30 protein-coding genes are annotated in these 25,728 nt (G+C 68.5%); 8 read left to right on the top strand and 22 right to left on the bottom strand.

The window, feature by feature from the left end:
- Positions 1-371 precede the first annotated feature (371 nt).
- The 4 genes from H5T77_RS13380 to H5T77_RS13395 all read left to right on the top strand — a co-directional run bounded on the left by H5T77_RS13380 (position 372) and on the right by H5T77_RS13395 (position 3,903).
- A complete protein-coding gene (locus H5T77_RS13380) occupies positions 372-2,096 on the top strand; it encodes a nitrite/sulfite reductase (RefSeq protein WP_292649990.1) in 1,725 nt (574 codons plus the stop codon).
- 76 nt (positions 2,097-2,172) lie between these two features.
- Complete coding sequence (locus H5T77_RS13385) at positions 2,173-2,340, top strand: hypothetical protein (RefSeq protein WP_292649992.1); 168 nt, start codon at positions 2,173-2,175, stop codon at positions 2,338-2,340.
- A complete protein-coding gene (locus tag H5T77_RS13390; protein WP_179658394.1) occupies positions 2,337-3,080 on the top strand; it encodes a phosphoadenylyl-sulfate reductase in 744 nt (247 codons plus the stop codon). Before H5T77_RS13385 ends, H5T77_RS13390 begins: the two co-directional genes overlap by 4 nt.
- Before the next feature lie 79 nt (positions 3,081-3,159).
- Positions 3,160-3,903 (top strand): sirohydrochlorin chelatase, encoded by a 744-nt coding sequence (locus tag H5T77_RS13395; RefSeq protein ID WP_292649995.1) that lies wholly within the window; start codon positions 3,160-3,162, stop codon positions 3,901-3,903.
- 121 nt (positions 3,904-4,024) lie between these two features.
- On the opposite strand, the gene H5T77_RS13400 is transcribed toward H5T77_RS13395, so the two are convergent.
- From H5T77_RS13400 to H5T77_RS13435, 8 genes are all read right to left on the bottom strand, one after another.
- Positions 4,025-4,435: a DUF3037 domain-containing protein gene (locus tag H5T77_RS13400; protein WP_292649997.1), complete on the bottom strand. Its 411-nt coding sequence runs from the start codon at positions 4,433-4,435 to the stop codon at positions 4,025-4,027.
- Complete coding sequence (locus H5T77_RS13405; RefSeq protein ID WP_292649999.1) at positions 4,435-5,295, bottom strand: HipA family kinase; 861 nt, start codon at positions 5,293-5,295, stop codon at positions 4,435-4,437. Before H5T77_RS13405 ends, H5T77_RS13400 begins: the two co-directional genes overlap by 1 nt.
- A gap of 79 nt (positions 5,296-5,374) precedes the next feature.
- Positions 5,375-6,217, bottom strand: coding sequence for a PPK2 family polyphosphate kinase (locus H5T77_RS13410; protein WP_292650001.1), 843 nt, complete (start codon positions 6,215-6,217; stop codon positions 5,375-5,377).
- A gap of 83 nt (positions 6,218-6,300) precedes the next feature.
- On the bottom strand, positions 6,301-7,074 hold the full coding sequence (locus H5T77_RS13415; RefSeq protein WP_292650002.1) for a GNAT family N-acetyltransferase: 774 nt from the start codon (positions 7,072-7,074) through the stop codon (positions 6,301-6,303).
- A 23-nt stretch (positions 7,075-7,097) separates the two neighbouring features.
- A complete protein-coding gene (locus H5T77_RS13420) occupies positions 7,098-7,598 on the bottom strand; it encodes a phosphoribosyltransferase (RefSeq protein ID WP_292650003.1) in 501 nt (166 codons plus the stop codon).
- On the bottom strand, positions 7,595-8,344 hold the full coding sequence (locus H5T77_RS25760) for a regulatory protein RecX (protein ID WP_472850346.1): 750 nt from the start codon (positions 8,342-8,344) through the stop codon (positions 7,595-7,597). Before H5T77_RS25760 ends, H5T77_RS13420 begins: the two co-directional genes overlap by 4 nt.
- Positions 8,345-8,366: 22 nt before the next feature.
- Positions 8,367-9,428, bottom strand: a complete 1,062-nt coding sequence (recA, locus tag H5T77_RS13430; protein WP_292650005.1) for a recombinase RecA — start codon at positions 9,426-9,428, stop codon at positions 8,367-8,369.
- A gap of 248 nt (positions 9,429-9,676) precedes the next feature.
- On the bottom strand, positions 9,677-10,264 hold the full coding sequence (locus H5T77_RS13435) for a DUF4396 domain-containing protein (protein WP_292650006.1): 588 nt from the start codon (positions 10,262-10,264) through the stop codon (positions 9,677-9,679).
- Positions 10,265-10,515: 251 nt separating this feature from the next.
- Between H5T77_RS13435 and H5T77_RS13440 the strand changes: the two genes are divergently transcribed.
- Both H5T77_RS13440 and H5T77_RS13445 read left to right on the top strand, forming a co-directional pair.
- Positions 10,516-10,968 carry a DUF6153 family protein gene (locus H5T77_RS13440; RefSeq protein WP_292650007.1) on the top strand — a complete coding sequence of 151 codons (453 nt, stop codon included), beginning with the start codon at positions 10,516-10,518 and terminating at the stop codon, positions 10,966-10,968.
- A gap of 94 nt (positions 10,969-11,062) precedes the next feature.
- The gene (locus tag H5T77_RS13445; protein ID WP_292650008.1) at positions 11,063-11,704 is read left to right on the top strand and encodes a DUF305 domain-containing protein; all 642 of its coding nucleotides are present in this window, start codon (positions 11,063-11,065) and stop codon (positions 11,702-11,704) included.
- Positions 11,705-11,755: 51 nt separating this feature from the next.
- Here H5T77_RS13445 and H5T77_RS13450 read toward each other — a convergent pair whose 3' ends face one another.
- The 11 genes from H5T77_RS13450 to H5T77_RS13500 all read right to left on the bottom strand — a co-directional run bounded on the left by H5T77_RS13450 (position 11,756) and on the right by H5T77_RS13500 (position 20,092).
- On the bottom strand, positions 11,756-13,000 hold the full coding sequence (locus H5T77_RS13450; protein WP_292650009.1) for an MFS transporter: 1,245 nt from the start codon (positions 12,998-13,000) through the stop codon (positions 11,756-11,758).
- Position 13,001: 1 nt separating this feature from the next.
- Positions 13,002-13,196, bottom strand: a complete 195-nt coding sequence (locus tag H5T77_RS13455) for a DUF3046 domain-containing protein (RefSeq protein ID WP_179658405.1) — start codon at positions 13,194-13,196, stop codon at positions 13,002-13,004.
- Between the two features lie 25 nt (positions 13,197-13,221).
- Positions 13,222-14,388, bottom strand: coding sequence for a methyltransferase domain-containing protein (locus H5T77_RS13460; RefSeq protein ID WP_292650010.1), 1,167 nt, complete (start codon positions 14,386-14,388; stop codon positions 13,222-13,224).
- Positions 14,389-14,498: 110 nt separating this feature from the next.
- A complete protein-coding gene (locus tag H5T77_RS13465; RefSeq protein ID WP_292650011.1) occupies positions 14,499-15,185 on the bottom strand; it encodes a TetR/AcrR family transcriptional regulator in 687 nt (228 codons plus the stop codon).
- A gap of 123 nt (positions 15,186-15,308) precedes the next feature.
- Positions 15,309-16,160: a helix-turn-helix domain-containing protein gene (locus H5T77_RS13470; protein WP_292650012.1), complete on the bottom strand. Its 852-nt coding sequence runs from the start codon at positions 16,158-16,160 to the stop codon at positions 15,309-15,311.
- 11 nt (positions 16,161-16,171) lie between these two features.
- Positions 16,172-16,681: a DUF6879 family protein gene (locus H5T77_RS13475; protein WP_292650014.1), complete on the bottom strand. Its 510-nt coding sequence runs from the start codon at positions 16,679-16,681 to the stop codon at positions 16,172-16,174.
- Positions 16,662-16,928, bottom strand: coding sequence for a hypothetical protein (locus tag H5T77_RS13480; protein ID WP_292650016.1), 267 nt, complete (start codon positions 16,926-16,928; stop codon positions 16,662-16,664). Before H5T77_RS13480 ends, H5T77_RS13475 begins: the two co-directional genes overlap by 20 nt.
- 158 nt (positions 16,929-17,086) lie before the next feature.
- Positions 17,087-17,899 (bottom strand): ABC transporter permease, encoded by an 813-nt coding sequence (locus H5T77_RS13485; RefSeq protein ID WP_292650018.1) that lies wholly within the window; start codon positions 17,897-17,899, stop codon positions 17,087-17,089.
- Between the two features lies 1 nt (position 17,900).
- Positions 17,901-18,731: an ABC transporter permease gene (locus tag H5T77_RS13490; protein ID WP_292650020.1), complete on the bottom strand. Its 831-nt coding sequence runs from the start codon at positions 18,729-18,731 to the stop codon at positions 17,901-17,903.
- Positions 18,731-19,660 (bottom strand): ABC transporter ATP-binding protein, encoded by a 930-nt coding sequence (locus H5T77_RS13495; RefSeq protein ID WP_292650022.1) that lies wholly within the window; start codon positions 19,658-19,660, stop codon positions 18,731-18,733. Before H5T77_RS13495 ends, H5T77_RS13490 begins: the two co-directional genes overlap by 1 nt.
- A gap of 57 nt (positions 19,661-19,717) precedes the next feature.
- Positions 19,718-20,092, bottom strand: coding sequence for a hypothetical protein (locus H5T77_RS13500; protein ID WP_292650024.1), 375 nt, complete (start codon positions 20,090-20,092; stop codon positions 19,718-19,720).
- Between the two features lie 140 nt (positions 20,093-20,232).
- Here H5T77_RS13500 and H5T77_RS13505 point away from each other — a divergent pair, with 140 nt between their 5' ends.
- Together H5T77_RS13505 and H5T77_RS13510 are read left to right on the top strand one after the other, a co-directional pair.
- Complete coding sequence (locus tag H5T77_RS13505; protein ID WP_292650025.1) at positions 20,233-22,314, top strand: HelD family protein; 2,082 nt, start codon at positions 20,233-20,235, stop codon at positions 22,312-22,314.
- Positions 22,311-22,901, top strand: a complete 591-nt coding sequence (locus H5T77_RS13510) for a GNAT family N-acetyltransferase (protein ID WP_292650027.1) — start codon at positions 22,311-22,313, stop codon at positions 22,899-22,901. The genes H5T77_RS13505 and H5T77_RS13510 overlap by 4 nt, the downstream gene beginning before the upstream one ends.
- Here H5T77_RS13510 and H5T77_RS13515 read toward each other — a convergent pair.
- The 3 genes from H5T77_RS13515 to H5T77_RS13525 all read right to left on the bottom strand — a co-directional run bounded on the left by H5T77_RS13515 (position 22,859) and on the right by H5T77_RS13525 (position 25,427).
- Entirely contained in the window at positions 22,859-23,599 is a 741-nt protein-coding gene (locus H5T77_RS13515; RefSeq protein WP_292650028.1) for an aspartate/glutamate racemase family protein, read from the bottom strand. The genes H5T77_RS13510 and H5T77_RS13515 overlap by 43 nt on opposite strands.
- Before the next feature lie 238 nt (positions 23,600-23,837).
- Positions 23,838-24,008, bottom strand: coding sequence for a hypothetical protein (locus H5T77_RS13520; RefSeq protein WP_292650030.1), 171 nt, complete (start codon positions 24,006-24,008; stop codon positions 23,838-23,840).
- 156 nt (positions 24,009-24,164) lie between these two features.
- On the bottom strand, positions 24,165-25,427 hold the full coding sequence (locus H5T77_RS13525) for an HNH endonuclease signature motif containing protein (protein WP_292650032.1): 1,263 nt from the start codon (positions 25,425-25,427) through the stop codon (positions 24,165-24,167).
- Between the last annotated feature and the right edge of the window lie 301 nt (positions 25,428-25,728).

Here is a 25,728-nt window from a genome sequence, read left to right on the forward strand (position 1 = left end):
GCCGCTCGGCGTGGTTCAGAGACCGTGACCAGATGGTGACCTCGGCCACATCGGCCGCGTGAACAAGCGGGATCGTCCCACATAACGGACCAACGTCTCATATAACGGGATTCCTGATTGCGTACAGACCGTCCGCTACCTGAGACTCCTTGACATGGTCACTGCTGCAACACATGCGCACCTCGTGGTTCGACGCCACGTGGACTATTGCCGCATCCGCAGCTCGATCTGTTGGCGCCACTGACGCCCAGCGCTCCGCATTTTCACGCGTCGAGCCGCTGGCCCGCCGCCCGACAGACATCCCGGGCGCTCGCCGCGAGCACGTCTCTGCTCCGCCGTGCGTCCACGACCGACGCAAAGGTAACTCTTCCATGAGCGACAACCGGTTTCAGGCCAAGCGCGCCACCCGAACCGAGATCCCCCGCCCCAAGAAGGGCGAGGGTCAGTGGGCCCTCGGCTACACCGAGCCGCTGAACAAGAACGAGGAGTCGAAGAAGAACGACGACCCGCTCAACGTTCGTGACCGGATCCTCTACACCTACTCCAAGCGCGGGTTCGACTCGATCGACCCGGCCGACATGCGCGGTCGCTTCCGCTGGTTCGGTCTCTACACCCAGCGCAAGCCCGGGATCGACGGCGGCAAGACCGCGATCCTCGACGAGGAAGAGCTCGACGACCGCTACTTCATGATGCGGGTGCGCTCCGACGGCAAGCTCCTCTCCCCCGCCGCCGTGCGCACGCTGGGCCAGATCGGCGTCGACTTCGCGCGGGACACGGCCGACATCACCGACCGCGAGAACATCCAGTACCACTGGATCGACATCGAGAACGTCCCCGAGATCTGGTCGCGCCTGGAGGAGGTCGGGCTGCACTCGACCGAGGCGTGCGGTGACTCGCCGCGTCCGTTCCTGGGCTCGCCGGTCGCCGGTGTCGCCGCCGACGAGATCATCGACGGCACCTCGGCGCTGCGAGAGATCGAGTCCCGCTACCTGGGTGACCCCGCCTTCTCGAACTTCCCGCGCAAGTTCAAGACCGCGCTGACCGGCCACCCCTCGCACGACGTGGCGCCGGAGATCAACGACATCGCCTTCGTCGGCACCGTCCACCCCGAGCACGGACCCGGCTTCGACGTCTGGGTCGGCGGCGGTCTCTCCACCAACCCGCGCCTGGCCGAGAAGCTCGGCGTGTGGGTGCCGCTCGACGAGGTCGCCGACGTGTGGGCCGGCGTGGCCGGCATCTTCCGCGACTACGGCTACCGCCGGCTCCGCTCGCGGGCGCGGCTGAAGTTCCTGGTCGCCGACTGGGGCAAGGAGAAGTTCCGCGAGGTCCTCGAGAACGAGTACCTGGAGCGTCCGCTCGTCTCCAACCCCTCCCCCGAGTCGCCCCTGGGCCACCGCGACCACGTCGGCATCCACGACCAGAAGGACGGCAAGAAGTACGTCGGCCTGGCACCGGTCGCCGGCCGCATCTCCGGCACCCACCTGGTCGAGCTCGCCGGCGTCATGGAGAAGTTCGCCGTCGAGGGTGCTCGGCTGACTCCGTACCAGAAGATCGTGCTCATCGGTGTCTCGCCGGAGGTCGTGGAGGAGCTGGTCACCGAGCTGGACGGCATCGGCTTCTCGGCCCGTCCCTCCAACTGGCGCCAGAACACGATGGCCTGCACCGGGATCGAGTTCTGCAAGCTCGCGATCGTGGACACCAAGGACCGGGCGCGCGACCTGATCGCCTCGCTCGAGTCGCGGTTCCCCGAGCTCGACGCCTCGATCACCGTCAACGTCAACGGCTGCCCCAACGCCTGCGCACGTACGCAGGTGGCCGACATCGGGCTCAAGGGTCAGCTGGTCCTCGACGACGACGGCAACCAGGTCGAGGGTTTCCAGGTGCACCTGGGCGGTGCGACCGGGCTGACCGCCAACTTCGGCCGCAAGCTGCGGGCGCACAAGGTGACCTCGGCCGGGCTCGACGACTACATCTCCGCGCTGGTGGTCAACTACCTCGCCGACCGCGAGGAGGGCGAGACCTTCTCCGCCTGGACCGCCCGGGCCGACGAGGTTCTGCTGCGCGGGGAGAAGGCCCTGAGCGAGGTGCCCGCATGAGTGAGCGCCAGCGAGCGACAATCGGCCTCAGGCCGCCGCGTCCGTACTCTTTGCTCTCCTCGACGGAGGTGGCGGCATGAGTGAACGCGCGAGCACCCCGTACCACTGCCCCTTCTGCGGGGAGACCGACCTGTGGCCGCACGAGGCCACGCACGGGTCCTGGGAGTGCCGCGCCTGCCTGCGGGCCTTCCAGCTGAAGTCGCTGGGTCAGATCTCTCGAGTCACGAAGGAGGCACAGGCATGAGTGTCAGCACTGCAGCCGCACGGGCCAACCGCGCGGTCGACACCGAGGGCCGTACCCCCGAGGAGCTGCGCGAGATCGTCTCCCACTGGGGCGCCGAGCTCGAGCTCGCTCCGGCCGAGACGATCATCGAGTGGGCCGCCGCGACGTTCGGCGATCGGTTCGCGATCACCTCATCGATGGGTGACGCCGTCCTCGCGCACCTGGCCGCCAAGGTCGTGCCCGGCATCGACGTGGTCTTCCTCGACACCGGCTACCACTTCATCGAGACGATCGGCACCCGCGACGCGGTCGAGGCGACGATGCCGGTCAACCTGTTGACGATCACGCCTGCGCAGACCGTCGCCGAGCAGGACGCGGAGTACGGCAAGGACCTCTATCGGACCGACCCCGACCTCTGCTGCGCGCTGCGCAAGGTCAAGCCGCTGGCCGACTCGCTCGCCTCGTACGACGCCTGGGCCACGGGCCTGCGTCGCGCGGAGACGAAGAACCGGGTCATCGCCCCGGTGATCGGCTGGGACGCCAAACGCCAGAAGGTCAAGGTGTCCCCGATGGCGCGATGGTCCGACGAGCAGGTCGAGCGATATATCGAGGACAACGGAGTGCTCGTGAACCCGCTCGTCTATGACGGCTATCCCTCGATCGGCTGCGCGCCGTGCACCCGCCGGGTAGCCCCCGGCGAGGACCCGCGCAGCGGGCGATGGGCCGGCACCGGCAAGACCGAGTGCGGCATCCACGCCTAGCTCTCCTGCGCCGAACAGTCGCGCCGAAAGGCGCCGAACAACACAGACTTTCCCTGCAACACCCCGAAGGATGAAGACAATGGCAGCTCCCGCTCTGGTAGCCCTGGCTCACGGCAGCCGCGATCCGCAGTCGGCCGCGACGATCAACGCCCTGATCGCCGAGGTACGCGCCCTGCGTCCCGACCTCCGTGTCGAAGCCGCTTTCCTCGACCACTCCCGGCCGCGCTTCCAGGCGGTCGTCGACAAGCTGGTCAAGGCCGGCCACGACGAGATCGTCGTCGTACCCCTCCTACTGACCGAGGCGTTCCACGCCCGCGTCGACGTGCCCTCGGTCATCGCCGAGGCCACCGCGCGCCACTCCGGCCTGCGCATCCACACCAGCGAGATCCTCGGTCTCGAGAGCGTCTTCCTGCAGGTGCTCGACGAGCGTCTGCGGGCGTCGTTGAAGGCAGCGCGGGTGCGCGAGCTCGACGCGCTCGTCCTGGCCGCCGCCGGCTCCTCGGACTCACTGGCCAACCAGTCCGTGGCCCGCCTCGCCCGAATCTGGGGCGCCCACCACAAGCTGCCGGTCGTGGCCGCGTACGCCTCGGCCGCTCCCCCGGCAACCGGCGAGGCCGTCCGTGCCTTCCGTGCCGAGGGCCGCCGCCACATCGCCGTCGGCATGCTCTTCCTGGCCCCCGGGCAGCTGCCCGACCGTGCCAAGGAGCTCGCCCTCGAGGCCGGGGCCGTCGCGGTCAGCGACCCCATGGGCGCCCACCCCGAGGTCGCCCGCACGATCCTGGCCCGCTACGCCGTCGGCGCCGTCGAGCTCGTCCCGGTCTGAGGTCTCACCGCTGGTCGAGCCGCCGGAGCCGCTAGGCGGAGGCGTGTCGAGACCAACACGGTACGCGACCGTGTTGGTCTCGACACGCTCGCTGGCGCTCGCGGCTCGACCAGCGGGGGCCTCAGGCGATCTGGTGGGCGAAGATCCGGTCGAGCTCGGCCGTGGCGTCGGCGGTCACGCCGCCGTGGACGGGGCCGGGCTGGAGGACGGTGCTCTTCGGGGCCTTGAGGAGGCCGAAGCGTGCCGACTCGTTGTCGGTGAGCGCACGGATGCCGTACGCCGTGGAGCGGATGCCGGCGCCGAAGCCGGCGTGGGCGGCGCCCGCGCAGATCAGGTCCACCGACTCCAGCGCGGCTCGCACCAGGGACTGATCGAGGCCAGGGGCGAACGTCGCCAGGCGCAGCTCGTCGAGGGCCCAGCGGGCGGCGAGGAACTTCTGCTCGGGGCAGTGAACGACGACGCCGACGTTGAGGAACTCCTCGCGCTCGGGTCGGGGTACGCAGCGGAGCACGACGTACTGGTAGGCGTCCATCACGCCTCCCGGGCGGGCTCGGCGACGGGCAGCCACGGACGGCCGCCGTCCAGGCGGGCCCGCAGGAACGCGACGTAGCGCTCGCGCAGCGACTCCGGGGTCTCGTAGCCGGGAACGGGCTCGAGCCACTCGTCGGGAACGTCGGCGAGCACGGTCTCCAGCACCGAGTCGTCGAGCCGCGCGGCCAGGTCGTCGTTCTGAGCGAGCGCCTCGGCGGCGAAGGACCGCAGGATGTGCTCGGAGGTGTCGTACGGCTGCGCCGCGTAGCGGGCCGGGTCGCCGCCTCCGCCGGGCCAGACGTGGTGGAAGTAGAGCGAGGCGCCGTGGTCGATGACGTAGAGCGCGCCGTCCTCGCTTCGCTCGGTCACTCTCTCGCTCGGCGCGAGCGGACGAGCAAGCTCGCCGCTCGACCTCGCTCCGATCGTCTTCCACAGCAGCATGTTGGGGTTGCGCCAGGAGCGGTCGACGTTGGCGATCAGCGCGTCCAGCCACAGGATTCGGCCAGCCAGTGACGGGTCGGGTGAGTAGGCGGCGTCGTAGCCGAAGGCTCCGGCCAGGAAGTCGATACCGAGGTTGAGCCCGGCGCTCACGTTGAGGAGATCCTGGACCTCCTCGTCGGCCTCGTAGCGAGCGATCTCGGGGTCGAGGTCGAGCACCACCTGGTCCGGCGTCGGGATGTCGAGCGCCCGGCACAGACCGGTGACGATCACCTCGGCGACCAGCACCCGAAGCCCCTGCCCGGCGCCACGGAACTTGCAGACATAGGTGCCGAGATCATCGGCCTCCACGATCCCGGGCAGGCTGCCGCCCTCCCGGAGCGGCGTGACATACCGCGTCACCCGCACCGTTGCCAGACTCACGCGGCCACCTCCGTTGCGCAAGCGCCAGAATACGGACGCGGCCACGTGATGCCTTGATGGCTCGCTCGCTGGCGCTCACTCACGAGATGGTGTCCTCTTCCAGTCGTCTCTTCTCCTCGGCGACATCGAAGCGGGGCACGGGCCAGTCGAGGTCGAGCCGGTCCAGGGTCTCCAGGAGCAGCTCGCCGATGGCCAGGTTGCGATACCACTTCTTGTCGCTAGGCACGAGGTACCACGGAGCGTACTCGGTGTTGGTGCGCTCCAGCGCAATCTCGTACGCCTCCCGGTAGCGGTCCCACAGCTGGCGCTCATCAAGGTCGCCCCGATTGTATTTCCAGTGCTTCGCCGGGTCCTCCAGCCGGGCCAGGAGCCGCTTCTTCTGCTCCTTGGGCGAGATGTGGAGCATGCACTTGAGGATGACGGTGCCGTCCTCGTCCAGCCGCTTCTCGAACTCGTTGATCGCGTCGTAGCGCCGCTCGATCTCCGCAGGGGTGGCGAGCTCGCGGACTCGGCCGATCAGCACGTCCTCGTAGTGGGAGCGGTCGAAGACACCCAGGTAGCCGGGCGCCGGCACTGCCTTCTCGATCCGCCACAGGAAGTCCTGGGCTCGCTCGTCCTCGGTCGGCGCCTTGAAGCTGGTGATCTTCACGCCGACCGGGTCGACGAGCCCGACGGTGTGCTTGAGCACGCCACCCTTGCCAGAGGTGTCCATCCCCTGCAGGACGAGCAGCACTCGCTTGGGGTCGTCGCTCTCCTTGGAGGCGAACAGCTTGGTCTGCAGCTCGATCAGCGTCGGGCCGAGCTCGGCGAGCACCTGCCTGCCGGTCTCCTTGTCGGCGCCGACACCCGGCGCGGAGTTGGTGTCGTACGTCCGCAGGTCCACCGGTCCGGCCGGCAGCCGCAGCTCGTCAAGAAGGCTCATGCCGTTGACGATACGGCCGAGTCGGCTCGTTCTGACGAGCCGACTCGACGGGGAAACGTGTGAGTTCGCGCCGACCCGGCGGTTCAGGTGACGACGCGCCGCAGATCCAGCGAGCACCCGACCATCGTGGTCGTCGAGCCGTCGGGTTGGGGCTCGTCGAACCAGGTCCCCTGCTCGAAGCCGACCTTGGCGAGCATCCGCAGCGAGGCGGCGTTGCGATGGTCGGGGGCGGCGAAGCAGGCCGTCGCGCCGGGGTAACGGCGTGGGATCGAGCTGAGCCAGACCCAGGCCATCCGTGACCCGATGCCGCGGCTGACGAAGGCCGGCTCCCCGATCGCGTAGTCGAAGCCGATCGCGTCCGGGTCGGGGGTGAGCAGCGCATAGTCCGGCTGCGCGCTTCGCGCGCTCACTCCCTCGCTCGGCGCGAACGGACGAGCAAGCTCGCCGATCGGCCTCACTCCGGTCGTCTCGTCGCTGATCCGATAGTCCTGGCAGAAGCCGACCGAGCGGCCGTTGACCTCGATCACCCAGAACGTCACCGGCGTCTTGCCGTCGATGTCGGGCCCGTAGTTCTCCGTCACCCACTCAGGCGTCGGCTCACCGTCGGCGGCATACCACCGGTGCACGTGGTCCGCGTTGAGCCAACGGACCAGGTGCGGCAGATCGCCACGGGTCATCGGCCGCAGCGCCACCACGGGCATCGGGTCGGAGGAGAACTCCTTCACCTCACCAGAGAGGTCCAGAGCATACGCAGGGCGCCCGGCGATCCTCGCCGCCGCCGATGCCCAGCTCTCCCCCGGGCGCGTCACCCCGCCGAGGCGCTGTGTCCCGGTGTGGACGGCGACCGGTGTGAACATGGCTACAGGCTAGCGCCGAAGCGTCAGTGAGCCAGACCGCCGCGGCGGTCGACGAGCGGGGGCAGGGAGGACCAGGGGAAGTCGATCCAGCGGTCGGTCTTCTTGTAGACGTAGTCGGCATTGATCACCGTCCACGGCTTCTCGAAGATCACCGCGGTGCGGGCCTCGGCCACGTGGCCCTCGCAGAAGTCGTGCACGATCTCCAGGGTCTTGCCGGTGTCGGCGACGTCGTCGGCGATCAGCACCTTCATCCCGGTCAGGTCGACGGCCGCAGGCGTCGGCGGGAGCATCATCGGGACCTCGAGACGCTCGTTGACGCCGGTGTAGAACTCCACGTTGACCGCGGAGAGGTTCTTCACGTCGAGGGCGTAGCCCAGGCCCATCCCGAGGGCCAGGCCACCGCGTGCGATGGAGAGCACGAGGTCGGGCTCGTAACCGCTGTCCACCACCTGCTGGGCGATGTCGCGTACGGCACTGCCGAACAGGTCATAGGTCAGGATCTCGCGCTCTTGCTGCTCACTCACAGGCCGGATTCTGACACGACGTCAGCGGCGTCATATTCATCGGCAAGTGAGAGCTCCTCGCGGACGATGGCGTAGGCCACACCGGCGCCATAACCCTTGCGGGCGAGCATCCCCACCAGTCGCCGGGTCTTGGTCTGGTCGTCGAAGCGCTCCATGGACCGCAGCTTGCGCCGGACCATCCGCCGGCCCGCCTCGCGCTCGTCGTCGGGGTCGATCTCGTCGAGCGCCTCACGGGCGACGTCGTCGTCGATGCCCTTGCGGCGCAGCTCCTGGGCGAGGGCGCGTCGGGCCAGGCCCTTGCCCGGCTGTCGGCTGGCGATCCAGGCTCTGGCGAAGGCCTCGTCGTCGATCAGGCCGACCTCTTCGAAGCGGTCCAGCAGCCTTGTCGCCAGGGCGTGCGGGACCTCCTTCTTCTCCAGCTTGTCGGCCAGCTCCTTGCGGCTGCGCGCCTGCCCGGTCAAGGCGTCGAGGAGGATCTTGCGGGCGATCGCCTCGTGGTCGGGCTCGGGGTCGTTCTTGGGGTCCGCGGGGTCTGCGGGGCGAGGTTTGCTCCGACGGGACCGTGTTGGTTTCGACGCGCTTACACCGCTTCGCGAGCTCAGCGGTGACGCTTGCTCAACCTCGTCTCGCTCAGCCCTTCGCTCCTCCGTCGCGAACGGCTGGCTCGCTTGAAGCCAGTCGGGCGCGGGCCGTTCGTCCACCCAGGGATCCTGGGTGGACGAACGGTTTCGCTCAGACGAAGCCACGGGTCAGTCAGTGCCTGTGGACCTAGAAGTCCTCGACACCGGCGGGCTCGGCCACAGGCGCCGCCTCGCCCTCGGCCGGGGCGTCGACCGTCGGCAGGACGCCGAGCTTCTCCAGGATCCGCTTCTCCAGCTCGTTGGCCAGATCGGGGTTGTCCTTGAGGAAGTTGCGGGAGTTCTCCTTGCCCTGACCGAGCTGGTCACCCTCGTAGGTGTACCAAGCGCCGGCCTTGCGGACCAGGCCGGCCTCGACACCGACGTCGATCAGGCCACCCTCGCGGGAGATGCCCTTCCCGTACATGATGTCGAACTCGGCCTGCTTGAACGGCGGGGCCACCTTGTTCTTCACTACCTTGACGCGGGTGCGGTTGCCGACCATGTCGGTGCCGTCCTTGAGCGTCTCGATCCGGCGCACGTCGAGGCGCACCGAGGAGTAGAACTTAAGCGCGCGACCACCGGTCGTGGTCTCGGGTGAGCCGAACATCACGCCGATCTTCTCGCGCAGCTGGTTGATGAAGATCGCGGTCGTGCCGGAGTTGTTGAGCGCTCCGGTCATCTTTCGCAGCGCCTGGCTCATCAGTCGAGCCTGCAGACCGACGTGGCTGTCGCCCATCTCGCCCTCGATCTCGGCCCGCGGCACGAGCGCCGCGACGGAGTCGATGACGATCAGGTCGAGCGCGCCCGAGCGGATCAGCATGTCGGCGATCTCCAGGGCCTGCTCACCCGAGTCGGGCTGGGAGACCAGCAGGGCGTCGGTGTCGACGCCGAGGTTCTTCGCGTATTCCGGGTCGAGCGCGTGCTCGGCGTCGATGAAGGCCACGATGCCACCGGCGCGCTGCGCGCTGGCGACCGAGTGGAGGGCCACCGTCGTCTTACCCGAGGACTCCGGACCGTAGATCTCCACGACCCGCCCGCGAGGCAGGCCGCCCAGACCCAGCGCCACGTCGAGCGCGATCGAACCGGTCGGGATCACCTCCAGCGGAGCCCGGGTCTCATCGCCCAGCCGCATGACCGAGCCCTTGCCGAACTGTCTTTCGATGTTGGCGAGAGCGGCATCCAATGCCTTCTCGCGGTCACCTGCCGCCATGTTCTTTCCTTCCTGAGGGGCAGACTTCTTCCCCTTGCCTGCCGCTTGTCCACGTGTCTTCGTCGTCATCAAGGCAGACGCTAGACGGGACCACCGACAGTTTTGAACGGGACCCTCCGGCACGGTGTCTCACAGCCCTGTTCTGCCTGGGGCGAAAGCACGAAACACACTCCACCTACCACCACACAGTAGCCCGAACAAGCGTTCGATGTGAACACCTGTTCGGGCGTGTCGAGCCTGCCGGATCCTCAGTGACCCTGCATCTCGACCTGCTCGGCGGAAGTCGGTTCTCCGGCCATCGCGTCAGCGATGGAGACCGCCAGCCCACCGAGCATGAAGGCGACGATCACCGCGGCCAGGGCACCGCTCGAGAACGACGGAAGGTAGCGCCGGAAGCCCTCCTGGACCGGCTCCACACCGTGGTACTGGTGCGTCAGGGCATGCCCCTTGCCCCGCTGGAGCAGGTATCGATTGACCGGGAAGGCCGCCACGAAGGCGACCGAGAGGGCGATGATCATCGCGAGCCAGAACACCACGTTGACCAGGCCGGCCTCCATGGCCCCGGGGATGAGCGCCATGACCAGGTTGTCGACCAGCTCCATGGTCGCGATCGAGAGGGTGTCGGCCGCGAGCACCACGCTGAACGCCGCGCCGACGGCCAGGCCCGACTTGAGCAGCGGCAGGGTCGAGAGGGCGTAGCCGAAGGCGAACGCCAGCGAGACCGCCAGGGCGATCGTCCAACCCGTGCCGAGCCCGATCGCGGTGCCGATCATCAGCCCGGCGATCTCACCGATCGCACAGCCGGTGAGGCAGTGCAGCGTGGCGCTCGCCGCCATCGCGTTCACCCCACCGCCATGCCCGGCGTGTCCCCCATGGTCGCCATGACCTTCATGCGTCGAGTGCTGATGTCCTGCATGGTCGCGCCCCGCGTGCAGGTGCCCGTCATGCGACGTCATGTCGCTCCCTTGCTCGTTCGTTCGGAATCTCTACCTTGTGATTCATACCCCATGGGGGTATGAATCACAAGGGATGATCGGGTTAAGAGCCCACTTTGTCCGCCGGCGACCGACTGCTTAGGGTGTGCTGTGTGTGGACGGCATCACGACGACGGCAGCGGACGACCGGGATGGTCGTACGCGTCGGTCTGCTCGCGGCGGTCGTCGTCACGGTCGCCGGCCTGCTGGCCATGCATGCGCTGAGCCTCCACGGCTCCCGCGCCGATGGCGAGCACGCCTCACTGAGCCTGCCGGCCGTCCACGTGGAACACACCCACGCCCTCGACCACGCCCGCCATGCCGACCCCGGAGTGCCCGGCCACGCCGGAGGCCCAGGAGACGAGGGGCACACGGCGATGATGCTGTGCGCTGCGTTCCTGCTCGCCGCGGGCGCGCTGCTCCTGAGCAGGTTGTGGCGACGTACTCCTGTCTGGTGGTTCAGCCGTGGCCGCAGCTGGTCCCGAACGCCCGGATCCACGCCCCTGATCACCCGCCTGGCGACCGGTCCGCCCTCCGCGTGGGCCTACTCCGTCATCAGGTGCTGAGCGGCCTCGAACCAGCCGCGACCCGGGCCGCGCCCGCGGGCCGAAGCTGGGTCAATGATGCCCGCAAACAGTACCTGACAAGGAGAAAAAACAGATGCGTACGCAACGTACCCGCACCCGCTCGACCCTGGCCGCGGCCGGCCTGGCCGTGCTGCTGACGCTGTCCGCCTGCGGCGGCGAAGACGAGGCCGGTCAGCCGCAGGAGCTCTCCGAGACCGAGCACAACAAGGCCGACATCACCTTCGCGACCGACATGATCCAGCACCACGCCCAGGCGATGTCGATGGTCGACCTGACCATGGACCGCACGCTCGAGCCCGAGGTCCAGGAGCTCGCGGACGCGATCCGGGCGGCCCAGAGCCCCGAGATCGAGACCATGTCCGGCTGGCTCCAGGAGTGGGGCGAGGAGGTGCCGTCGACCATGCGCGACCACGTCAACGGCGGACACGAGGGCCACGGCGGCGAGGACAGCAGCATGTCCGACTCGATGGAGGGCATGGACCACGACATGCCCGGGATGATGTCCGCCGATGAGATGGACGCCCTCGAGAACGCCTCCGACGCCGAGTTCCGGGACATGTGGCTTGAGATGATGATCGAGCACCACGAGGGTGCGGTCGAGATGTCCGAGACCGAGCAGGACGAGGGTCGGTTCAAGCCCGCGGTCGACCTGGCCGGGACGATCATCGAGTCCCAGACGAAGGAGATCGACACCATGGAGAAGCTCCTCGGCTGAGGATGCTGACGGGCAGGGCCGCCCCGCGGCCCTGCCACGGTCGCAGGCGTGTCAGGCCGACCGACGCCCCACGTACGCAGCTCCGAAAAGCACCACGACCAGCAGGATCGCGCAGAGCGCGAGCGCTGGATATCCGGCCACGTCGACGACGACCCCGGACAGCGCTCCCGCGGCGGCAGCGGCGAGCCCCATGATCAGGTCGGCGGTGCCCTGGACGTCGGCGCGCACCTCGAGCGGGGTCTGGTCCGCTACCGAGGTGGCCGCCGCGATCGTGGCCAGCGACCAGCCGAGGCCGAGCAGGAAGAGCCCGACGAAGATCCGCCCGGAGCTGCCCTGTGGCGCAGCGGCGCACAGGACAAGGGCCACCAGGAGCACGCCTCCACCGAGCGCCATCACGTCGGCTCGGCCGACGCGGTCGGCGAGCCAGCCGGCGACCGGAGCGAAGGCGAACATGCCGAGGACGTGCCCGCTGATCACGAGACCGATGACCTCCAGCCCGGCGCCGCCGTGCTCCATGTGGAGCGGGGTCATCACCATCACCGCGACCATCGTGGCGTGCGCCGCGGCCTGTCCGACCACCGCCGCCGCGAGCGCGGGACGCTCCCGGATCATGGCGAGCGCCCGGCGCCAGCTCGTTCCCTTCGGCGCCTCCGCGGGCGGAGCGCCCTCCCGGGCGACCAGCAGTGGATCCGGCCGCAGGAAGACCCCGACCACCAGCGCGGCGGCCAGCATCGCGACCGCACCGAGGGCGAACGGACCGGTGAGCACCGGGATCCCGACGGCATCGGTGAAGAGCTCGGCGACCCCGGTCAGGTTGGGTCCGATGACCGCGCCGAACGTCGTCGCCCAGACCACGACCGACAGCGCTCGCGCGCGCCTGGCCGCAGGAGCCAGGTCGGTGGCCGCGTAGCGGGCGCCGTTGTTCGCCGCGGTGGTCGCGCCCAGCAGCACCGCGCCGACCAGCAGCAGCGTCATCGAGCCGACCACGCCCGCCAGGACGGCCAGCAGGCTCCCGGCCGCACCGAGCAGATATCCCGCCAGCAGCCCGAACCGGCGTCCGCGGGCGTCCATCACCCGCCCCAGGACGTACGCGGCCACCGCGGCGCCCAGCACCTGGGTCGTCTGGGACAGCCCCGCCATCGACTCCGAGCCGGACAGGTCACGCGCCAGCAGGGAGGCGGTCGCGATCCCGATCGTGATGCCCATCGCGCCGACCGCCTGGGTGGCGACCAGGGTGAGGATGGTGCGCTTCTGGATCGCCGCGGTCGAGGGCGGGGCGGCGAGGCCCGAGGTCACCTCACCGCTCCCGCGCCGGCAGCTCCAGGGTCTTCCAGACCGCGGCCCAGACCTCCTTGGGCGAGACGCCGTCGTCGAGCGCCTCCTGCGCGGTGCGGCCGCCCAGCTCGCCCATCACGAACTGGCGCGCCCACGCACGCGCATAGCCCGCGCCGAGCGCGTCTTCCATCCGGGACCAGAACTCCGTGTGCCTCATCGCCCCGAATGCTACTCAGCCGCTCTCAGCCGCGCCGACGAGCGAGCACATCGAGCCAGACGTCCCCGAGGGGCCCGTCCGCGTGCCCGACCTCGAGCACGTCCCAGCCGGCCTCGTCCAGCGCCGCCCGGAGCTCTGCCTCACGCCAGTAGACGAAGAGACGGGGAGCCTCGACGTGGCCGCGGTTGATCCACTCCTCTCCCTCGCCCTCCTTCAGCGACACGTGCAGCGCACCGCCGGGGCGAGTGACCTCGGCGAGCCTGCCGAGCACGGTCCCGAAGTCGTCGCGGGCCACGTGCAGCAGCGTCGCCGAGGCCCAGACCGCGGCGTAGGGGACGTCGGGGTGGACCGGATCACGCAGGTCGTCGGTCAGCGGGTCCAGGCAGGCCGCGGCGTAGCCCTGCGTCCGCAGGTGCGCCACGAACCCCTCGCTGATGTCGGTACGCCGCACCCGCACTCCCCCGGCTTCGAGCGCCTTCGCGTCGTGGCCGGGCCCGGTGCCGATCTCGAGGACGTGGTCGCCGGGCTCGAGCTCGGCCAGGAACCGGTCGAGGAGCGAACGGTTCTCCTCCGAGAAGGAGGTGCTCTCGACGTACGTCGCGACGCTGGCGTCGTAGGCGGCGACCGTCGCCCGCTTGGCGGCGGCGCGTACGTCCCACAGGTGGTGGACGACGTCGTGGAGGTGGTAGCGGCCCAGCGACTCGACGCTGAACACGTCGCCGTTGGAACGCGTCCCGCGACGGCCCCACGCGTCCGGCGGGACCTTCTCGTAGATCGTGGCCACCTCGTCGGCGGCGTCCATCAGCTCCTCGGCCACGACCGCAGGGTCCTGGCCGGCGTAGTCGCCCTCGACAGCGGCCGCGTCCTGGTCCCAGTTCGCGAACCGCGGCTCGTCCTCGGTCAGCATCTGCCTCAGCCGCTCACCGAAGATGCGGTGGACGTCGCGGACGTGTGCGGCGTACTCCAACGCCGACCAGACCCCCGGCCGGGTGCGCTCGCGCGCGTTGTCGGCGGCGAGGTAGACCTCCCAGTAGGTCGCGTTGTCCCGCACGATCTCGGGGAGCCGGTCCGCGGTCACGGCACCGGCGACGAAGCCGCACTCGGGGCAGGCCCGATCGAGGACCCAGGTCCAGTCCTTGGTGTCGGGCTCGATCGTCTCGAGCTCCGCTCCGGCAGGCGCCTCATATGTCATACGTCAATCTTGACGGCCCACCAAGGCCGCCACGAGGGAGATCCTGCCCTTGAGACGCGAGATGCCGCCAGTCAGAAGGCGCTACGCGCACGGGCCGGGGACGTGGGACCTCATAGGCTGGCGAGAACCTCCGCTGCCCGCTGGCCCGCATGGTCGATCTGGTCCTGGCCGGCGCCACACATCCGGATCCCAGAAGCAGCGATCGCAGCCTCTGCGGCCCTGCCGAGCGTGGCCCCTGACCTGCGCATGAAGATCACGGTTTCCGCATGGTTCAGCAGCCACTCACCCGCACTCCCAGGAACGATCACACCCGGGCGCACGACCTGACAGCCCAGCCGCTCGTAGGCATCTTCAAGCCCCCGACGGGTCTTGTCGTATTGCTCATACGCGGGCGATCTGGTGACCTCGGGCAGTTGGGCTAGAAAGCCGGTGTTGTGAGGGAGCGACACCAACGTGCGTACGTCGAGCAGCATCAGGACGTACAGCGCCGTCTCGGGTGCCTCCGGCGGGCACATGCCCTCGATCTGAGCCACCTTGTCGACCGTGGGACGCACGGACTTCTCCAGGAGCTCTCCGAGGATCTCGTCCTTGCCAGAGGGGAAGTGGTAGTAGATCGACGCCTGGCGGATGCCGACCCTTTCTGCGATCTCCCTGGTCGACGTGGCAGCGAATCCCTGGTGCACGAACAGGCGGGCGGACGCATCGAGGATCTGATCGCGGGGCGAGAGGCTGCTGTTCGGCCCGGAGATGTGCCGTGGTCGTCCAGGTCGAGGGCGTCGGTCGTCTGCGGAACTCATGGTGCTCCGTCGCAGGTGGTTGGCGAGTTGGATCCCGGGGCGACCGAAATCGGTGGAAACCCTTCGGCGCCCCGGGCTCTGCCAGTTTCATCTGGCTCGCGGGCCCGCTGCCAGGAAGTTGCTTCAGGTTTCCTGAAGTCGCGCCCGTGCCGTCTCGACCTGCTCTACAGCAGCGGCACCGAAGACCGCCTGATCCCTTTGCGCCTCGAAAGTGCGAAGAAAGTAGTTGATGTCCTCGGGGCGTGAGGAGCGCAGTGATCCCGACCAGAATTCCTGCACAACCAGCTGATCGTCGAACAGGTAGAACCCTTCGCCAGGGAAGAGCGACCGGGGCTGTCCGAGCGGGATGATGCCGATCGAGACATACGGCATCGCGGCTACCTCGAGCAGCCGGTCGAGCTGCTCGCCCATCACGTCGGCGCCACCGACGTTGGTGTAGAGCATCGCCGCCTCCAGGACGAACACGAAGGAGTTCGTGCCCGTTCCTAGGAAGCGTTGCCGCTCCAGCCGGTTCCGAGCAGCCTGCTCGACGTCGTCGACCGGAAGGCCGAATTGGTGAGCATGAATCGTGCCCTGTGTGGCGGCGTAGCGGAAGGTCTGGAGATAGCCGGGGAAGTTCACTGCTTCATAGACGCGGAGCAGTTTGGTGCGCTCGTAGAGCGGCATATTGCGGATCTGGATGTGCTTCATACCGGCGCGATGATCCCGGCGCCACTCCATCCACATCTGCTCGACTTCGCGATGGGCAGCGATCAGGTTCGCAACTTGATCCTCGGCGTTGCACGCTACCGCCCAGGCTCTGACGTCGGCATCAGTTGGGTTCTGGGTGCCGTGCTCGATCTTCGAGACCTTCGACCGGCCCCAGCTGCAGCGCTCGGCGAGCGCTGCGCCGCTGAGGCCGGCGTCGAGTCGGAGATCTCGGAGACGTACGGCAAACGCTCTCTTCGCCGCATTCGACGGCGTCATGTCGGCCATGGCCGAGCCCGTCAGGCGGGCTTGTACTCGTGATGCGGCGTGGCGAGGTCCCAGGCTGACTCGAAGGCGTTCCGACAGAACTCCACCAGGTCCGGATCGCGGTCCAGCTGAATCTCGACTTGCTCGTCGTTGCCGCCGTGGACGTTGAACATCACGAGGTCTTCCATCACGAAGCAGTCGTTGCCGGGGAGCGGAAGACCAGAGACCAGCCGTCGCGAGAGCCAGCGCAGCTCCTCACCGGCATCGACGCCGAATTGACTGATGTCGAAGAGTGTTCGCTGGTACTCCGAGAGCGGCTCGGAGACAACCCGAACTCTCCGGAGGCGGCGGCCCGCGGCAATCTCCGTCTCAACCTGCTTCAGCCACGGGGCCATGGACTCGGCAACCGCCCGGTCATCCCCTCGTCGCCATGCGGCGAACAGGTCATCGTCGATGGCGTAGCTGTCTCGCAACTCCAGTTTCAGGAACGGACGGCCAGCCCAGAGGAGGGCCGAACGCTGCTCACGCGAGATCAACTCCATGGTTCTCCTTCACGTACTTACGGACGAACGCATCCATGGTCCGGCCGGAGACTTCCAGGTAGGTCTCATCATCAGCAAGGGCCACGAGCTGCTCGGCCACCTGCGGGCCGCGACTCTTGCCCTGCACAACCCAGGATCTGCGATCCGTCTCGTAGAACGTCTCACACCCTTCGCTGCCGGTCGAGTCCGGGTCCTTGATGTAGAAGGTCGCGATCAGGTCGTCGCCCTGTCCCGGGATGTGGTCCATGTTCTTCCTCCTGGTCGGACTGCCGAGATGCCCCATCCTTGCGGGCTCGATCGACCAGTCTTGTCCGGCTCACGCGCCAGCTGCCAGAAAATTGCTCCAGATTTCTCGAATTCGCAAGCCGTACATCGAATACTCCAAGCCGTAATCGCGACCTGAGATCAGGTGAGCAGCAGGGAGTCGAGGCGGCGTCGCACGACGACAAGGCCGATCGCGCCGAACGCCAGCAGGTAGACCACCGAGAGCAGCGATCCCCAGGACGGCACCCCGAGCGTCAGCTCGCGGCACAGCACGACACCGCGGTAGAGCGGGGTGAACTCCACGATCCAGCGCAGCCACTCCGGATAGGCCGTGACCGGGAAGAAGGTGGCGCTGAACAGGAACATCGGCATCATCGCGAGGGTGACCTTCTCGAAGTCCTGCCAGGAGCTCATGTAGGTCGTCAGGGCCATGCCCACGGCTCCGAAGGCCGACCCGATGAGCAGCGCGGCCGGCACCACCAGGAGCGCCCACCACGAGTGGACCAGGTCCATCGCCACCATGATCAGCAGGAAGGCGGTCACGTAGATCCCGCTGCGCAGTTGGTTCCAGAGGATCTCGCCGATCGCGATGTCGGCGGTGCGCAGCGGCGTGGCCAGCATCTGGTCGTAGAGCTTGTTGTACTTCAGCTTGAAGAAGAAGTTGAAGGTCGCATCCAGCAGCGCCCCGTTCATCGCCGAGGCCGCGATCATTCCTGGGGCGACGAACTCGCGGTAGTCGACCGGCTTCCCGGCGTACTCGAAGCCGACCACCATCGCGCCCACGCCGATGCCGATCGAGAACAGGTAGAAGACCGGCTCCAGGAACCCGGTGATGAACACCAGCCAGGCGCGTCGATAGACCAGGATGTTGCGCCACAGCAGCATCCGGGCGGCCTCGCCGCCCCGCAGCGGCCGGGCGACGGTGGTCCCCAGGGCAGCGTTGAAGAGCGCCATCTCAGGACACCAGCCTCTCGCCCAGGCGGCGCACCGCGAGCCACCAGCACACCCCAGCGAGCACGCCGAGATAGCCGACGTGGATCGCGGCCAGGCCCCAGTCGATCTCCCCCAGTGCGAGCATCCGGGTGAGGTTCACGCCCTGCCACAGCGGCGATGCCATCGCGATCTTCTCCAGCACCGGACCGAGGTTGGCGACGGGGAAGAACGTGCCGGAGAAGAGCGTCAGCGGGATCATCCCCAGCCGGAAGATCAGCGCGAAGGACTCCTCGCCCTTGATCGAGAGCGAGAACAGCATCACCGGTGTCCCGAAGCCCAGCACCACCAGACCCTGGACCAGCCATGCCACGAGCACGCCCCACCACGTCTCGAAGACCCCGAAGGGGGTCAGGACCAGCAGGAAGACACCGCAGGCGAACAGCGTACGCAGCATCAGGAAGCCGAGCTGGGCCAGCACGATATGGGAGGCGGTCAGCGGCGAGGCGATCATCGAGAAGTAGATCCGCTGCCACTTGACCATCCCGTAGACGGGATAGGTCATCTCGGAGAAGGCGATCGTCATCGCATGGGCGGCGACCATGCCCGGCGCGACGAACGCGAGATAGGAGTCGGCGCCTTCCAGCGTGGTCGAGTCGGCCTCCACGAAGCCGCCCAGCAGCACGCCCAGCGCCAGCACGTAGAAGAACGGTGTCACGAAGGTCGTGATCACCCCGCCCTTCCAGGTGCGCGCCAGGACGGTGAGCCAGTAGTCGCCCATCCGCAGCGCACCGGAGACCAGCCCCGAGGGCGCGGTCGGTGGGGTGGCCGGCCCCGAACCGGCGTAGTCGACCATCAGTCGACCAGCGTCCGGCCGGTGAGGTGCAGGAAGACGTCCTCCAGCGACGCGCGCCGCACCAGGGTGGCCACCGGCGCCAGGCCGCGGCTGTGGACGGCCTCGATGACCGACTCGCCGTCGTCGCTGTAGAGCAGCAGCCGATCGGGCAGCACCTCGATCCGCTCGGCGAGGTCCTCGACCTTGGCGGCCAGCGCCTCGTGCTCGCCGACGCCGAAGCGCAGCTCGGCGACCTCGCGGGTGGAGTGCTCGTGGATCAGCCCCAGAGGCGTGCCGTGGGCCACGATCCGGCCCTGGTCCATGACCACGAGCTCGTCGCACAGCTGCTCGGCCTCGTCCATGTAATGGGTGGTCAGCAGCAGGGTCACGCCGGCCTGCTTGAGCCGGAACAGCCGGTCCCAGATGACGTGGCGGGCCTGCGGGTCCAGCCCCGTGGTCGGCTCGTCGAGGACCAGGATCTCGGGCCGGTTGATCAGGCTCCGGGCGATCGTGAGGCGTCGCTTCATGCCGCCGGAGAGGTCATCGACCTTCGCCTTGGCCTTGTCGGTGAGCTGGACGAAGTCGAGCAGCTCCTCGATCCGGCCCTTCACCTCGGCTCTCGGCAGCCCGAAGTAGCGGCCGTAGACGTAGAGGTTGTCGTAGACGTTGAGCTCGACGTCGAGGGTGTCCTCCTGCGGGCACACCCCCAGGCGCGCCTTGATCTTCGGGCCGTCCTTGGCAGGATCCATCCCGAAGACCCGCAGCTCGCCCGCGCTCGGCGGTGAGACGCAGCAGATCATCCGCATCGTCGAGGACTTGCCGGCGCCGTTGGGCCCCAGGAAACCGAAGGCGACGCCGGGCCGTACGGTCACGTCGATGCCGCGCACCGCCTCGAAGTCGCCGAAGGACTTGCGCAGCCCGTGCGCCGAGATCATCAGGTCTTCACCCACGTCGGCAAAGACTAGATGCCGGCGCCGACAGTTTCGACCGAGGTCCGGGCTCGGGGCCTACTGACCCTGTTGCTTCTGGCTCTGCTGCTTCTGGCGTCGGTTGTAGTCGCGCATCCGCTGCGGTACGCCGACCACCGCGGCATCGTAGGACGGGACCTGGTGCTGATTGGCGAACTTGTGAGCCCACTGCGCCGACGGCACGCGCCGCCTGGTCCACTCGCCATCGTGGGCGACCAGGAGCAGGGTCACCTCGCTGACGACGGTGCGCGGCTCGACGAACCCCTCGACACCGCGTCGGGTCGTCACGAACTGCACGAGATGCTTCTGGTCGGTGGAGTCCGCGGCGCGCACCCTTGTGGATCCGGTGTAGCTCTCGCCCGTCGGACGGCTCATGCGCGTCTTGCGGCGTCGGAAACGATCGAACAGGCTCACGCGCCAATTGTTGCATCCCCTCCCCCAACAGGGGTGCCGATAAACCTGTTGGGCCGCCGCTCCGCGGTCGCCTATGTTGGAGCCTTTGACCCTGCGCCCCCAGCGAACCCTGCTGCCGACGGAGAAGCGATGAATCAGCCATGTCCATAGACGGGACCTACTCCCCCGACGACCTCGACGACCTCGACGCGGAGCGAGCGCACCTGGCCGCGTCCCGGCAGGATCTGGCCCGGATGAGGCAGCGGGTGGAGTCGCTGGACTCCTCCACGGCCGGCAACTGGGTCAGCGCCGAGATCCTGGACGCCACCCTCGCCCGACGGCTCGAGCAGCTCGCTGACGATCCGGACGTGCCGCACTTCTTCGGTCGCGTCGACCGGGCCGCTGCTGCGGGTGGCGAATCGTTCCACATCGGCCGGCGGCACATCTCCGACAGCGCGGGCGACCCGATGGTGGTCGACTGGCGCGCTCCGGTCAGCGTCCCGTTCTACCGGGCGTCACGGACGGAGCCGATGGGGCTGGCGCGGAGGCGTCGCTACGGGTTCTCCCACGGCGATCTGACGGGGTTCGAGGACGAGTCGCTGACCGGCGGCGGACCCGAGCAGGAGCACTCGGCACTCCTCGAGGCCGAGATCGAGCGGCCCCGCGTGGGACCGATGCGCGACATCGTCGCCACCATCCAGCCCGAGCAGGACGTCCTGGTCCGGGCCGACCTGTCGCAGACGATCGTCGTGCAGGGTGCGCCCGGGACCGGGAAGACCGCGGTGGGGCTGCACCGCGCGGCGTACCTCCTCTACGCGCACCGCGACCAGCTGACCCGGCGCGGGGTCCTGATCATCGGCCCCAACGCCTCGTTCCTGCGCTACATCCGCGACGTGCTCCCCGCGCTCGGCGAGATCGAGGCCAAGCAGGCGACGATCGCGGAGCTGGTCGCCGTCAACGGCGCTCTCCGGGCGGAGGAGCCCGCTTCGGTGGCGACGCTGAAGGGCGACGTACGCATGGCCGAGGTGCTCCGCCGAGCGGTCTGGTCGCATGTCGGTGAGCCGGAGGAGGCCCTGGTCATCCCGCGCGGCTCGCGGCGGTGGCGGGTGCCCTCGTACGAGGCGCGCGAGGCGCTGGAGGGGCTGCGCGCCAACGATCTGCGGTACGCCGCGGGCCGGGCGCTCCTGCCGCGGGCCCTGGCCCACCGGGTGCTGGTGCAGATGGAGCGGTCGGGCGACTCACCCGACGACCGGGTGCACGACGCGGTGGCGCGGGCCAAGCCGGTGAAGGACTACGCGGCCGCGCTGTGGCCGGACCTCAAACCGGCGAAGGTGCTGTTCCGGCTGTTCACCGACGCGACCTGGCTGGCGGAGGTCGCCGACGGGCTGCTCTCGGAGGCAGAGCAGGAGACGCTGCTGTGGGCGAAGCCGCCCCGCTCGGCCGGTGCGGCTCGCTGGTCGTTGGCCGACCTGGTGCTCCTCGACGAGATCGCCGACCTGCTCGACCGCACGCCATCGGTGGCCCACATCGTCGCCGACGAGGCCCAGGACCTCTCCGCGATGATGCTGCGCGCCCTCGGCCGCCGCTCGACCACCGGGTCGCTGACGATCCTCGGCGACCTCGCCCAGGCGACCACGCCGTGGGCCTCGTCGTCCTGGACCGACGCGCTGGCGCATCTGGGAAAGCCGGACGGTCATGTCGAGCAGCTGACCCGCGGCTTCCGGGTGCCGGCCGACGTGATCGCGTACGCCGCCCGGCTCCTCCCCCACATCGCGCCCGACCTGGAGCCGCCGGTCGCGGTGCGCCGGGCCCGCGGCGACCTCACCTTCACCACCTCGTCGGTGGTGGCGGCGCTCGCCGAGGCCCTGGAACGCCCCGGGTCGGTGGGCCTGATCGCGCCCGACGCCTCGCTCCCGGAGGTGCGCGCCGAGCTCACCGAGGCCGGACTAGCCTATGCCGAGATAGGGGTGCCCGCCGACGAGGAGACCGAGTTCGACGCCCATCTCGACCTGGTCCCTGCCTCGCTGGCGAAGGGACTCGAGTTCGACCACGTGGTCGTCTCCGACCCCACGGCGATCGTCGCCGGCGAGCCGGACCGCGGCACCGGGCTGCGCCGCCTCTACGTCTGCCTCACCCGCGCGGTCACCTCGCTGGTCGTACGCCACGACGCCCTACCCGAGGAACTCGGTCCCGGAGAACTCGGTGGCGTCCTGGAGCCGGTTGATGCCAAGGTTGGCACATGATCGACACGCGTCCTGATCTGCGGGGAAAGGCCGAGTGGCCGCTGCGCACCGAACGGCTCGTGATCCGTCGGATGACTCTCGCCGACATCGAGCCGACCTGGGCTTTCCGGAGCCTCCCCGAGGTGTCCGAGTGGGTGACGAGCGCGTTCGCGGACATCGACGCCTATCGCAAGGTCTTCGAGCGCCCCGACGTCCTCGAGTCCGGCCTGGTGATCGAGCACGACGGCGTCATCGTCGGCGACCTCATGCTGCTGATCACCGACCCCTGGTCACAGACCGAGGTGCGCGAGCAGGGCAACGGCACCCAGGCCGAGCTCGGCTGGACCATCGCCCCCGCCCATCAGGGCAACGGCTACGCCACCGAGGCCGTCCGCGCTGTGCTGGACGTCTGCTTCGGCCCTCTGGGTCTGCGTCGCGTCGTCGCGGAGTGCTTCGCCGAAAACGAGGCCTCCTGGCGGCTCATGGAGCGCCTCGGGATGCGCCGCGAGTCCCACACGATCAAGGACTCGCTGCACCGCACCCGCGGCTGGCTCGACGGCCTCTCCTACGCGATCCTCGCCGAGGAGTGGGCTGCGACGCAGCGCTGATCCCGGGGGCTGAGGGCCATCTCGACCGCCGCTTCGCAGTGCAGCCGGGTCGTCGGGAACAACGGCACCCCCGCGTACGTCTCCATCGGCAGCAGCAGCTCGATCTCGGTGCACCCGAGGATGACGCCCTCGCACCCGTCGGCGACGAGCCGGTCGATGACCGCGAGGTACGCCTGCCGGGAGCTGTCGAGGAACGTCCCCAGGCACAGCTCCTCGTAGATGATCCGGTGCACCGTGTCCTGGTCACGCTGGGCGGGAACGGTGACCTCGAGACCGTGGCCGCGGAGCCGGTCGGCATAGAACGGCTGCGACATCGTGAACCCGGTCCCGAGCAGCCCCACGCGCCCGACCCCTGCCGCACCGACCGCGGCCGCCGTCGTGTCCCCGAGGTGCAGGAACCGATCCCCGTACGTCTCCTCCAGCGGCCCGGCCACCTTGTGCATCGTGTTGGTCGCCAGCACGATCACCTCGGCCCCGGCGTCGCTGAGCGTGGCCGCCTCCGCCGCGAGGCGAGCCCCAGCCCGCTCCCACTCCCCTCCGGCCTGCATCTCCTCGATCTCCGCGAAGTCCACCGACCGTACGATGAGGTCCGCCGAGTGCAGCCCGCCGAGCCGCTTCGCGGCGATCTCGTTGAGCAGGCGGTAGTACTCCGCCGTCGACTCCCAGCTCATCCCGCCCAGCAAACCGATCCGTCGCATACTCTCAGTGTCCCGGTGCCGCCAACCCGTTCGTGGTCGCTGCCGCAGGGGTCGTACGCGTACGCCGAACCCCGGAGTCAAGGCGATGTATCGAGCTTATCGAGACGACGGCCTTCGGCGGCGGGGTTTGGCGCAGCGTCGTCAGTTGGGGGCAGGCGTGGGAATCGTGGCCGGTGTGCTGCTGGGGGCGAGGAAGCGCCTCGGTCGGGATCACCGGGCCTGGGAGGCGGTCACAAACCTAGGGAGTCATCACGGCCTTCGCCTTCGACTCGGCCTCGAGACGCTCGGCCTTGGCGCGGGCCTCGCCGACGATCTTGTCGGCGTCGTTCTTCGCGGTGTCGATGAGCGCGTCGTGGTTGCGCGTGGCCAGCTCGAGCGCAGTAGGCGCCTGCAGGAGGGTGCGAGTCATTTCGCGTCTCGACGAACTGCGCCGACGAGGGGCTGAACCCGTTGACGCGATGTCACCCAGGTCCGTATCGACGCCCCGAGCAGAGCCGCCCTGGTCGAGGGCAGGAGAAAGTGCCCGCTGGGCGGGAACTTGGTGGGTCGGTCTCAGCCCGTCGGTCTAGGGCCGGCGGGTGAACCGGACGGTGCCGTCGGGCAACCGTTCATGAACATAGGCAGGGCTGTGCGCCAGACGATGATGGTGCGGACAGAGCAAGACCCCGTCCTTCAGGTCCGTCTTCCCGCCTGCTGCCCAGGCTTTGAAGTGGTGGGCATCGCACCATTCCGGTGGCATGTCACAGCCCTCGGCTTGGCAGCACTTCTGCTGCAAACGGAGCGCTTTGCGCTGGACCGGCACGAAGACCCTGCTGGCCCGGCCCATGTCCAGCACCTCACTGTCACCACCCAACACCCACGGGATGATGGTGGCGTTGCATGCCATCCTCCGGGCCTCGGCTGCGGTGATGGTGGTGCCGTTGGTCTCATCGAACCCCAGCGTGGCGGTGCCGAGTTCCTTGCGGAGCTCCTCGAGGGAGATCACGACGTTGACCACGGTCGCGTCGCCACCGTGGCGGGGCAGCGCGGTCGGGTCGATGGTCTCGACCAGGCGGGCGAGGCCCTGGCCCATGAGTCGTTCCCACGGCGGGAGCGGGGCACCCTTCTCGACGAGCTGCTGCTTACGGGGCTGGGCCCAGGCCTCGACCTGCTTCTTGAACCTCATCCCGATCGATGTCGGGAGAACCCCGTCGAACCCGATGGTTCCGTCGTGGTTGTCCCACACCCGCAGCGCGGTCTTCTGCTGGGCTCGTTCTTCTTCGGCGAGGAGGGCTTTGGCTTCGGCTTCTTCGAACCGGTCGGGGTCGATCTTGGCCAGGACCCGTCTACCGGCGGTCTGGACTTCCTTGGCCGTGGCCAGGGTGGCGTACTCGACCAGCAGTTTCTCGGCCAGGACCAGGTCCTCGCTCGTGGCGACCGGGTCAGCCTCGATCTTGTCCAGGGCTTTGGTGATCACGGTGGCCTTCGCCTCGGAGAGGACACCGGCAGCGAGGCCGGCAGAGACCAGCTCGTACTTCGTCACCGCAGTGGCGAGCTTGATATGGGCCCGGGCGGTGCCTTTGTCGACCAGCAGCTCTGCGCGCATCCACGCGGAGGCGTCCTTGTCTCCGGTCTCGGCGGCAATATCGCCCGACACGGCCAGCACTCGCAGCGTCAACGCAGCCTGTTGGGCTTGGAGTTTCTCCGCCTTGGCGAGGTAGTCCTTCTTCTGGCTGGTGCGCCAGTAGATCGGGTCCATCGCGAGGAGCTCTTCAAGGGAGGTTTCGATGGCAGCAAGAGCAGACGAGACAAGGTCTCCGGGGTTGGTGCCCCAGTGGTCGATGCTCATGGCTGTCACATCCCTTCAAGGCGTGTCGTAGTGCCTCTGATTCTACTCCAACCACGCCTTCTTGAACACCTATTTGCCCAGGTCAAACCCATTTTTCGCGTGCAGCGAACGACTCCAAACCTGTGGATGGTAAGTGGCCCGAAGGGCCACCCTCCCACCCCACGAACACCACCGTTCCCAGGAACGAATGCGCTGCGCCACACCCGGGCCGCCGCCCCGATAGCCAGCCAATTCTTTCTCGAGGGAGCCCGGTGTCAAGGACCGCGTAGCGGCCGGCGTAGCCGGCGGCCGAAGGCCGTCC

It is taken from the genome of Nocardioides sp. (assembly GCF_014360585.1).
Classification (GTDB): Bacteria; Actinomycetota; Actinomycetes; order Propionibacteriales; family Nocardioidaceae; genus Nocardioides.